This window comes from Streptomyces sp. NPDC086777 (assembly GCF_040702065.1).
Classification (GTDB): domain Bacteria; phylum Actinomycetota; class Actinomycetes; order Streptomycetales; family Streptomycetaceae; genus Streptomyces.
Genome location: NZ_JBFBJI010000017.1, coordinates 199,411 through 209,481 on the forward strand (window position 1 = coordinate 199,411; position 10,071 = coordinate 209,481).

At 72.7% G+C, this 10,071-nt stretch carries 7 protein-coding genes; 2 read left to right on the top strand and 5 right to left on the bottom strand.

Annotation, left to right across the window (positions count from 1 at the left end; translation table 11 throughout):
* Positions 1–162: 162 nt before the first annotated feature.
* Positions 163–2,994 carry an AAA family ATPase gene (locus AB0472_RS24550; RefSeq protein WP_366358956.1) on the bottom strand — a complete coding sequence of 944 codons (2,832 nt, stop codon included), beginning with the start codon at positions 2,992–2,994 and terminating at the stop codon, positions 163–165.
* Between the two features lie 158 nt (positions 2,995–3,152).
* Between AB0472_RS24550 and AB0472_RS24555 the strand changes: the two genes are divergently transcribed.
* Entirely contained in the window at positions 3,153–4,688 is a 1,536-nt protein-coding gene (locus tag AB0472_RS24555) for a 4-hydroxyphenylacetate 3-hydroxylase N-terminal domain-containing protein (protein ID WP_366358958.1), read from the top strand.
* A 19-nt stretch (positions 4,689–4,707) separates the two neighbouring features.
* On the opposite strand, the gene AB0472_RS24560 is transcribed toward AB0472_RS24555, so the two are convergent.
* The 4 genes from AB0472_RS24560 to AB0472_RS24575 form a co-directional block, all read right to left on the bottom strand.
* Positions 4,708–6,927 (bottom strand): LuxR C-terminal-related transcriptional regulator, encoded by a 2,220-nt coding sequence (locus AB0472_RS24560; RefSeq protein WP_366358960.1) that lies wholly within the window; start codon positions 6,925–6,927, stop codon positions 4,708–4,710.
* A gap of 130 nt (positions 6,928–7,057) precedes the next feature.
* Positions 7,058–7,546 (bottom strand): flavin reductase family protein, encoded by a 489-nt coding sequence (locus AB0472_RS24565; protein WP_366358962.1) that lies wholly within the window; start codon positions 7,544–7,546, stop codon positions 7,058–7,060.
* A 106-nt stretch (positions 7,547–7,652) separates the two neighbouring features.
* Positions 7,653–8,522, bottom strand: coding sequence for a dioxygenase (locus AB0472_RS24570; RefSeq protein ID WP_366358964.1), 870 nt, complete (start codon positions 8,520–8,522; stop codon positions 7,653–7,655).
* Positions 8,515–9,648, bottom strand: a complete 1,134-nt coding sequence (locus AB0472_RS24575; protein ID WP_366358966.1) for a maleylacetate reductase — start codon at positions 9,646–9,648, stop codon at positions 8,515–8,517. Before AB0472_RS24575 ends, AB0472_RS24570 begins: the two co-directional genes overlap by 8 nt.
* 309 nt (positions 9,649–9,957) lie before the next feature.
* Here AB0472_RS24575 and AB0472_RS24580 point away from each other — a divergent pair.
* The coding region (locus tag AB0472_RS24580) for a CoA-transferase (protein ID WP_366358985.1) at positions 9,958–10,071 on the top strand (114 nt) is incomplete at its 3' end.

Genomic DNA, 10,071 nt, shown 5'->3' on the forward strand with positions numbered 1-10,071 from the left:
GGGAATAGGGGGAGTGAATGTCCCGATCCCCGACGGCGCCGTACCTGTGGCGCCGTCGCGACCAGCATCACCCGGGCCCGGGGCGCCGGCATCGCTCGTTCGCGGGATCCCCGGCCCGCGCCCCGCCGCCGCGGGCGTCGCTCAGTCCGCCCCGTCGGCGGTTCAGCCCCGCTCGATCGCCAGCCGGGTCAGTTCGACCCGGGTGTTGATACCGAGCTTGGCGAAGATGTGCTTCATGTGCGTGTTGACGGTGTGCACCGACACGTAGAGCCGATCGGCTATGGCCCGGTTGGTGAGCCCCTCCACGACGAGCGGGATGAGCTTCCGCTCGGACTCGGTCAGGCCCTCCCATCCCGGTGTGCCGCTCGTGTGGTGCCGTGGGGCGGCCGTGCGCACGCCGAAGTGTCTGAGGTTCCGCGTGATCCGCTCGTGATCGCGCAGGGCTCCGGAGGCCGACGCCAGTTCGCCCGCCTCCTCGAGGTGGGAGATCGCCGACGCGGTGTCGCCCGAGGCGGCCAGCAGGCCTGCGAGGTCCTCGCAGACCCCGGCCAGGGCCAGCCTCCTGCCGGTGCTGCGGTAACCGGTGACGGCGGACTCCAGCGCACCCCGGTCGTGGTGGAGCAGTCCGTCCGCATGGGCTCGGACGGCCCCGATGATCCGCTGGCTGTCGTCCTGTCCGGCGAGGGTGCGCAGGGCACCGGACACGGCCCGCGCGACCGGCACGTCCTCGCCGCGCAGTGCCGTGCGCACGATCCAGGGCCAGTGGGACGGCGGCACCGCGAGCAGCTGTGCCGGCTCGGCGTCCGCGAAGCCGGCGTCCAGCGCCGCTGCCGCCGCGGCGTCCCGGCCCTCCGCGTCGGCCAGGCAGGCGCGCGCCAGCGACACCCACGGGCCGAACCGCTGGGTGCTCGTGCCGGATCCGGCTTCGGCGGCGCGGAGATGGTCCCTGGCTCTGGCGAGGTCACCGCGTCGGATCTCCACCAGTGCCAGTACGGAGCGGGCCTGCGGAGTCGGCTGGGTGATCTCCAGCTCCTCGGCCACCATCAGACTGGCCTCGGCCTCCACGGCCGCGTCGTCCAGGGCCCCCTGTTCGAACAGCGCGCAGGCCCGGCTCGCGTGCCAGTGGGGAAGCGACCAGCCCAGGCCCATCGCCTCCGCCTCGCGCTGCCCCTCCCGCAGCACCCGCCCGGTCTCCGCGAGCCGGTCCGTGGCGGTCAGCACCGTGGCCAGCCAGAGCGCGGGAATCCGCGGTGGCCGCAGGTGGAGTACGCCGGTCTGGGTGCCGGAACGCGCCGTGGCCTCCTCGGCGAGTTCGAGGGCGCGCGCGAGCCGCCCTCGGTAGAAGAACGTCTGCGACTGGAACACCATGGCGCTGACGACGACGGCCGGGTCCTCGCTGCGGTAGGAGGCCTCGACCAGTCCGATGTCGGTCTGCTCGGCAGCGGTGATGTCGCCGAGGTAGACGTGGCCGGTGGCCTTGGTCTTCAGCAGCCGGACCCGCAGGTCGGCCGGCAGCCCGGGAAGCGCGAGAGCCTGCTGGAGGTGCGTCATCGCGGCGGCGTCGTCGCCCGTGGCCTGGTGGATCTCGGCGGCCACCAGGCGCAGGCGCGCCTCCTGCAGCGGCTCCAGCCGGTCCGACAGGGTGGCGTCGACCAGGTCGAGCGCCTGGTGCACCCGGCGGGTCCGGCCGAGGTGCTCGGCGGCGTCGGTGAGCAGGGCGATGCGCCGTGGGTCGTGCGGAGGCAGCAGCCCGGCGATCTGCTGGGCGAGGTCCGCGGCCGCGTCGGGGGCCGACGAGGACAGTTCCCGTACCGCGGTGGTCAGCGAGGTCACGGCGTCGTCGTCGACCGGGCCGCCCGACAGGACGACGTGCCAGGCCACCTCGGCCGATCGTGCCCCGATGCCGCGCAGCACGTCGGCGGCCTGCCGGTGCAGGGCTACGCGTACGGCCGGTGCCAGGTTCTCGTGGACGGCCTGCCGCATGAGGTCGTGGCGGAACGCCAGTCGCGGCCCGTCACCGGAGAGCAGACCGGCGTTCAGGGCCGCCTCGACACCCGCCAGCAGGCTGCCCACCTCCCTGCCGAGCATGCGGGCGGCCGTACCGAGGTCGAACTCCCGGCCGAGGACGGACCCCACCTGGAGCAGGCGCACGGCGTCCTCCGGGAGCCGGTCCAGACGCGCGGCGACGCTCCGCCGGAACCCGACGGGGATGCCGTCGTGCAGCAGGCTCGCCACGCCCGCCTCCACCCTGACGGCGTCCGTGTCGACGAAGGCCCGCACCAGTTCGATCGCCAGGAACGGATTGCCCGCGACACCCCGCAGGAGCCCGGCCAGCCCGGGTGACGGCTGCGCGCCGAGGACGTCGGCCGCAATGTGCTGCAACTCCTCCTGCGACAGCGGGCCGAGGGTCAGCCAGCGGGCTCCGAGACGTTCGAGATCCTCCCGCACCCTGGCGACGGTCGGCCGCTCCGCCTCCGGCCGTATCGCCAGCACCCACAGGATCCGCGAAGCCGCCAGTCGCCGGGGCAGGGTGCGCAGCACCAGGAGCGTGGCCGCGTCCGCCCACTGCGCATCGTCCACCAGCACGGCCACCGGGGCGCGCTGGGCACGGTCCTCCAGGGCGTCCGTGATGCTGTCCAGCAGCCACAGCCGCTGGTCGTCGGTGGCCGCGGCGGCTCGTGCGGTGCCGTCGGAGGGCTGCAGGGCCAGCTGCAGGGCCGCGCCGGCGGCGTACTGGTCGAGTTCGTCGGCCCGTACGGACACCACGTCGAACCCGGACCGCCGTGCCATGTCGTCCAGCTCCGCCAGCAGCCGGCTCTTGCCGACGCCGGCCGCGCCTTCCACGACGACGCAGGCACCCCGTCCGCCCCGCACCGTGTCCAGGGCCGCGCGGACGGCCGCCAGCTCGCGGCCCCGTCCCCTGAGGCGCAGGCCGTTCACGGCCCGGTTCCCACGCCCACCGGGCCGGTCACCCGCGGGGTCTGTGCTGCGCATGGGGTCAGCATGCCGCACCGCGACATCGGCCCTCAACGCCCGTCCCTGTGTGCCCGGCGCTTTCACCCGGGTGATTGTCGGTCCGGCGCCGTCCGCTCACCCCGCCGCGCCGCATCCTCCTGGTCGTCCAGATCTCTTGCCCCCGAGAGGAGCACGACGTGCGTACAGGCAAGGAATACCTGGCGGCGCTGAACGACGGCCGCACGGTGTGGGTGGGTGACGAACTCGTCGCCGATGTGTCCACGCACCCCAAGACCAGGGCCTACGCCCGGAGCATCGCGGACTTCTACGACCTGCACCATCGCCCCGACCTCCAGGACGTCATGACGTTCCTGGACGAGGACGGTGTCCGGCGGTCCATGACCTGGTTCCAGCACCGCTCCAAGGAGGACCTGCTGCGCAAGCGGCGCTATCTGGAGACGGTGCAGCGGGAGCTGGGCGGCGGTGCGATACCGCGTACGCCGGATGTCAACAACTACGTCCTGCTGACCTACGTCGACGACCCCGAGCCCTGGAGCAGCCAGTCCGTCGGGACCGACGGGCGGGACCTCACCGGCGGGATCCTCGACTTCTGGAACGTGATGCGGGACGGGGACCTCAACGCGACCCCGGCCTTCGTCGACCCGCAGGCGGACCGCTCGCGCGATTCCGCACAGGCCCAGTCCCCCGCGCTGCGGGTGATCGCCACCTCGGACGAGGGCATCACCGTGCGGGGCGTGAAGTCCATCAGCACCGGCGCGGCCTTCGGGGACTGGATCCACATCGGCGTCTTCTACCGCCCGGGCATCGTGGCGGAGCAGATCATCTACGGGGCCGTGAAGCCCAACACCCCCGGGGTCACCATCATCTGCCGCGAGAGCAACGTCCGCGACGGCGAGGAGGTGGAGCACCCGCTCGCCTCGCAGGGTGACGAGCTGGACAGCATCATCGTGTTCGAGGACGTGCTCATCCCCTGGAACCGGGTCTTCCACATCGGCAACCCCGAGCACGCCTCGCTGTACCCGCAGCGCGTCTTCGACTGGCTGCACTACCACTCCCTGGTGCGCGCCATGGTGAAGGCGGAGCTGATGCTCGGCCTGGCCCTGCTGATCACCGAGCACATCGGCACCTACCAACTGCCGCCGGTCCAGGCCCGGATCGCCCGGTTCGCCGGCTTCCTCCAGACGCTGAAGGCGCACGTGATCGCCTCCGAGGACGACGGGTTCTTCACTCCCGGCGGCATCTACAAGCCGAACGTCCTGATGTTCGACTTCGGGCGGGCCTACTACATCGAGCACATCACCGACCTGACCCACGAACTCGTCGACCTGTCCGGCCGTGCCGCGCTCATCTACCCCACCGAGGGGCAGTGGGATCGGCCCGAGCTGCGGCCGTGGCTGGCGGCGCTGCAGACCGGGCCGGTCGGCAGGCCGCACGACCGGCTGAAGATCAGCCGCGTGATCCGCGACATGTTCCTGTCCGACTGGGGCGACCGCATCAGCACCTTCGAGAACTTCAACGGCACGCCCCTGCTGGCCATCCGGAGCCTCACGATGAAGCGTGCCGAGATGTCCCCCACCGGGACCATGGCGGACCTCGCCCGCAAGGTCTGCGGCATCGAGAGCGTGACCGGCGACGGGGAACCGGAGACCGCGTACCTGGCCCAGGCGGACTACGCCCGGCGACAGGACGGCACGCGCCGGAACGCCCAGTAGCGGGACGCCGGGGCCCGGGTCAGAGCATGCCGCGCTCCCGGGCCCTGGCGACCGCCTCGCTCCGGTCGTGTGCGCCGAGTTTGCGGAAGATCGCCCGTACCTGTGTCTTGACGGTGTTGTGGGACACGTAGAACTCGGAGGCGATCTCACGCAGTGTCAGCGGACCGCACAGGGCGCGGAGCACCCGGCGTTCCCGCAGCGACAGCTCCCGGGACCCGGACCCGACGAGCGCCACGACGGTGTCCTGCGCGACCCGTCCGAGGAGTTCCGTGAGCACTCCCGGTGACTCGCACCGGGCCGCCGCCCGCTCGGCCGTCTCGCGGGCCTCCCGTGCGGCGGCCGTGTCGTGCCGCGCAGCGGCAAGCCGTGCCCGTGTGACGTGGTACCAGGCGTGCATCTGGGGTTCGCCGCCGGTCCTGGACGAGTCGGCCAGCGCCGCTCCCGCCTCGGCCAGGGTCCGCTCGGCCTCGTCGGCCCGCCCCTCCTCGAGGAGCAGGCCGGCCCTGCCGATGTAGGCGGGCGCGGCGACGAAGTGCCGCTCCAGCCCGGCCGTCCCGGCCGCGTCCAGGGCCGCGTCGCTCAGCATGCGCGCCGGCTCGTGGCGTCCGGCCAGCAGGGCGCACAGCGCCCGCAGCCCCAGCGTGCGGACGAGCGTCAGGCCGTGCCCGGCGACATGCGCGTCGCGGGTCGCCTCGCCGAGCAGCGCCTCGGCCTCCTCGTACCGGGAGGTCCACAGCAGAGCGGTACCGCGGGCCGTACAGGCCAGAGCGCGCCAGGACGTCAGCGGGACGGTGCCGGCGAAGGCGGTTTCGGCGAGCCGGTCGCCGGTCAGGATCTGCCCCTGCAGCCAGCAGGCCACCGCCCGGGCGACGGCTGCCGCGTCGGACACCGTGCTTCCTTCCCCGACGGTCTGCGCTCCCGGCTCCCTGAGCCGGACCACGTCGAGCCAGCGCCGGGCCGTCTCCGGAGCGCCCTCCGAGAGGGCCGCCATCGCCGCCACGACGCACAGTCTCGTGTCCGCGGCGACCGTGCGGCGCGGCAGGAGCTCCAGCCAGTGCGCGACCTCACCGCTGCGGCCCGCCGAGATCGCCTTCTCCCAGTCGCGGAGTACCGACCCGACGGCGGCGGCCTCGTCGCCGCCCCGCACCCAGTGCCGGACGGCCGCGGTGGTGCCGCCGTGCCGTGCGTACCACCGGGCCGCCGTCCGGTGCATCGACGCGACGGTCTCCCGCCCCTCGGCTCCGAGCAGGTCGAAGAGCAGCGCGGACAGTGCGGGATGGCGCCGGTACGCCGAGGGTTCGGCGGCCACCGGGACCAGCAGCTGGACGGTCCGCGCGAGCTCGCGCAGCAGTACGCCCGCCCGGTCCCCGGCGAGGGCCCGGCACGGCCCGGCACTCAGCTCGTCGAGCACACTGGTGCGCAGGAGGAACTCGCGCTGCTCGGTGGTGAGCCGGTGCAGTACCTCGGTGGCCAGGTACTCGGTGACCGCTCGCCCGCCGCGGGCCAGGTCGGCGGCCGTACCGGCGGTGCCCGACGGGCGAGCGAGGGTACGGCCCATGACGCACAGCGCCGCCGCCCACCCCTCCGTGCTCCGGTACACCGCGCTCGACGTCTCCGCGTCCGGAGCGGCCCCGAGCAGCTCGGTGAGCACGGCCTCGGCCTCCTCCGGAGTGAAGGCCAGGTCCTCCCGGTCCAGTTCGGCGACCGCGCCCCGGGCGCGCAGGGCGGGTACGGGCCCGCCCGGAACGTGACGCGTCGACAGGACGACACGGAAGCCCTGCGGAAGCCTGGTCAGGAAGTCGGAGAGGCTGCGGACCGCGTCGGCGTCCGTGATCGACTCCACCCCGTCGAGGATCAGCGTGAGCGGGCCCTGGCCGTGCAGTCCGCTCACGAGGTCCGGCAGGATCTCCTCGGGCCACGCGTCGAGCGTCCACGCGCCGCTGTGGGGGCGGACGGGCAGTTCCGGCCGTACGTGCCGCAGCGCCCGCAGGATGCCCGCCCAGAGCCGGCCCGGGGCGTTGTCGTACGCGTCCAGGCTGAGCCAGGCGCACCCGCCGCGGGCTGCGGGGCGCTGCGCCCACTCGCTCAGGAGCACCGTCTTCCCGGCACCGGCGGGTGCGGAGACCACCACGACGGGCTCGGTCGACGCGTCCAGCCGGCGCAGCAGCCGGGGCCGGGTCAGCAGGTGCGGGGGCTGGTCGGCGGGTCGCAGCTTGAAGGTCGGCACGGAGCTGGTCATGGCACCTTCGATGGGGTCGTCGGAACGAGTGCGGCCCCGGCGTCCGCGGCTCGCCTGCGCGAGCCGGACGCCGGGGGCCGGGGGCCGTGGTGGGCCGGGGGTCACGGCAGCCTTCGCCGGGCCGCCGACGTCAGCAGTGGGGCCTGAGCGCGCCGAAGTCTCCGCCGAAGTGGAGCAGCGGCCGGCCTTCCACGCGGTGCTCGAAGTGGCGGACGTCGCCCACGAATATGGTGTGGTCGCCACCGGGCAGCGCCGCGGAGACGTCGCACACGACAGCCGCGATGGCGTCCTTCAGCACCGGCACGCCGTGGTCGTCGAGGGTCTCCACGCCGGCGAACTTGTCCACCTTGGAAACGGCGAAGTTCCGTGCGAGGTGTTCGCTGTCCTCGCCCAGGACGTTGACGGCGAAGCGGCCGTGCTCGGCGATCGCGGTCCGCGTGTACAGCTGGTTGCCGATGCACACGATCAGCTGGAGCGGCTCCAGGGACAGCGCGGCGACGGCGCTCGCCGTCATGCCGATGGGCGTGCTGCCCGCGCATGTGGTGATCACGCTGACTCCCGTGGCGAGCCGGCTCATCGTGGTTCGGAACCCGAAGACGACATCAACGGTTTCACTCATCTGAGGACCTCCGTGAGGGCGGGGCCGGACCCCGCGGTGTGATGAAGTGTTCGACGCCGGTCGTCCGCACGGACGAGCGGCTCTCGGCGTGGTGGGGCGGTGGGGGTCAGTCCGTGACGTGGGGTTCGAGGACGAAGGTGCGGCGCAGCAGGGTGTACGGCGCCTCGGTCGCTCCCCCGCGGGGCCCGGTGCCGGCCGCGTACGTGTCGTAGCGCTCGACCAGGGACTCCCTGACGCCGAAGACCGGATCGGTGTCCAGGTAGGGGTCGTCCGAGGGGAACAGCATGGTCGTCACGCGCTGGAACCCCGGCGCCTCGATCAGCAGGTGCACATGGGCGGGACGCATCAGCGACCTGCCGGTCGCGCTCATGAGTTCGCCGACCGGGCCGTCGCCGGGTATCGGGTAGCTGGACGGGCGGATGGAACGGAAGCCGAAGTTCCCGGCGTCGTCGGTACGGAACAGCGCGCGCATGGCCGGCTCGTCCAGACCGGGTACCTCCATGTCGTAGTGGCCGTCCGAGTCGCTGTGCCAGACGTCCACCGCGGCGTCGGCCACCGGCGCTCCCTCGTGGTCCACGACCTGTCCCTCGAAGAACAGCGGGGTACCGGGCAGCCCCCCGGAGATGTCGGCGGATGCGGCCTGCCGGGGCCTGTCCTCCCTGAAGTACGGGCCCAGCACGCTGTTCTCCGTGGCCTCGCCGGAGCGTCGGTTGGTCAGGTTGTCGACCAGCATGGTGACGCCCAGCACGTCGGAGAGCAGGATGAACTCCTGCCGCGTCGGGGAACACGTCTGCCCGGTACGCGTCAGGAAGTCGACTCCGCGGGCCCATTCGTCCTCCGTCAGGCCGACGTCGCGGACGAAGGCGTGCAGGTGCCGCACCAGTGACTCCAGGATCTCGGCGACGCGGGGGTCCTTGGTCTCCCGCATGGTCGAGATCACGGCCTCGGTGATGGTGTCGCTGGTCAGATCACGCATGACGCGCTCCCGTGCTGGTTGAGTTGTGGGTCGCGGACTCGCTCGGGCGAGGTCCGTCGCCGGGTGAGGTGCGCGGCCGCCGCCCTGCCCAGGCATCGGTCAGGAGGGCGTGTACCGCGGCCCGTTCGACCGGCCGCGGGTTCCAGTAGCCGTCGCGCACGATGAGTTCTGCCGCCTGCTCGATGCCCGACTCCGGCATGCCGAGGTCCCGCAGTGCCCCGGGGGCGCCGAGCCGTCGCGCGAAGTCGAAGAGACCGCTCGCCGCGTCGGGCGCCGACAGCGCACCCGCGATGCGTGCCATGGCCTCGGGGGCCGCCGCCGCGTTGTGGGCGACCACGTGCGGCAGGACGACCGCGTGGGTCTCGGCGTGCGGGAGGCCGAACGTGCCGCCCAGCACATGGCACACCTTGTGGTGCAGGGCCATGCCCACCGTGCCCAGGCACGTGCCCGCCAGCCACGCCCCGTACAGGGCATCGGCCCGGGCCTCGCCGTCGTCCGGACGCTGTGCGACGACCGGGAGGGACCGGGTGAGGGATTCGAGCGCCTCACCGGCCATCAGGAAGGCGAGCGGGTCCCGGTCCTGTGCATAGAGGGCCTCCACGGCGTGCGCCATCGCGTTGATGCCGCTGACCACCGATGCCGCCGCGGGAAACGTGAGCGTCAGGTCGACGTCGTAGACCACGGTCCTCGGCAGCACTTGCGGCAGCCGGCGGGTCGTCTTCCGGCGCCCCTCGGTCTCGCCGAGGATCGGCGTCATCTCCGAGCCGGCGTAGGTGGTGGGCAGCGCCAGCTGCGGCATCCCGGTCCGCAGGGCGATCGCCTTGCCGAGGCCGATGGTCGAGCCACCGCCGACGGCGAGGACCGAGTCCGCTCCCACCGTCCGGGCGTACGCGACCGCCTTCTCCGTGACCTCGACGGGGGTGTGCGGAGCGGCTTCCGTGAAGGTGCCCACCGCCGCCCCACCCAGGACGTCGTGCACCTCCGCCGCCTGGCCCACCTGACCGGGTGCGCTCAGGACGAGCACCCGACGGCATCCGAGAGCGTCGGCCTCTTCGGGGATACGGCTGCGCGTACCGCTGCCGAAGACCACCTTGGTGATCTGCCCCCGATGCACGAATGTCTTCATGAATTTCCCCAGTCCCGCCGTCTGCGTGGAAGCAAGACTCTCGGCGGCCCGGACGACCGGGGTCAACGGAATCCGCTGGGGATAACCGGTGCCGGCCGCGAAATACCGTGTTCGCGGGACTGGCGCCGTGTACGGGCCCCGGATCCCCACGGATATCGCCAATCTGCGGGATGGCGAACCGCGTCACGGCCTCGGACCGTGGACCCAGGTCTCGGTAGGGCCGGATGCGGATGGGGCGGACAGACCGGCGGCGGAGAACGCTCCGCGACGGACACGGAATTCACGCGAGCGTCTGGGGATCACAGGAACATGGACAAATTGATCACTTCGGCCGCGGAGGCGGTGGCTGATGTGCCGGACGGTGCGTCGCTGGCGGTGGGTGGGTTCGGTCTGAGCGGTGTGCCGAACGTGTTGATCGGGGCG

What these genes read in the sequence shown, in the direction of transcription:
- AB0472_RS24550 (WP_366358956.1), bottom strand. Translation starts at nt 2,994, where the DNA reads ATGCGCAGCACAGACCCCGCGGGTGACCGGCCCGGTGGGCGTGGGAAC.
- AB0472_RS24560 (WP_366358960.1), bottom strand. Translation starts at nt 6,927, where the DNA reads ATGACCAGCTCCGTGCCGACCTTCAAGCTGCGACCCGCCGACCAGCCC.
- AB0472_RS24565 (WP_366358962.1), bottom strand. Translation starts at nt 7,546, where the DNA reads ATGAGTGAAACCGTTGATGTCGTCTTCGGGTTCCGAACCACGATGAGC.
- AB0472_RS24570 (WP_366358964.1), bottom strand. Translation starts at nt 8,522, where the DNA reads ATGCGTGATCTGACCAGCGACACCATCACCGAGGCCGTGATCTCGACC.
- AB0472_RS24575 (WP_366358966.1), bottom strand. Translation starts at nt 9,648, where the DNA reads ATGAAGACATTCGTGCATCGGGGGCAGATCACCAAGGTGGTCTTCGGC.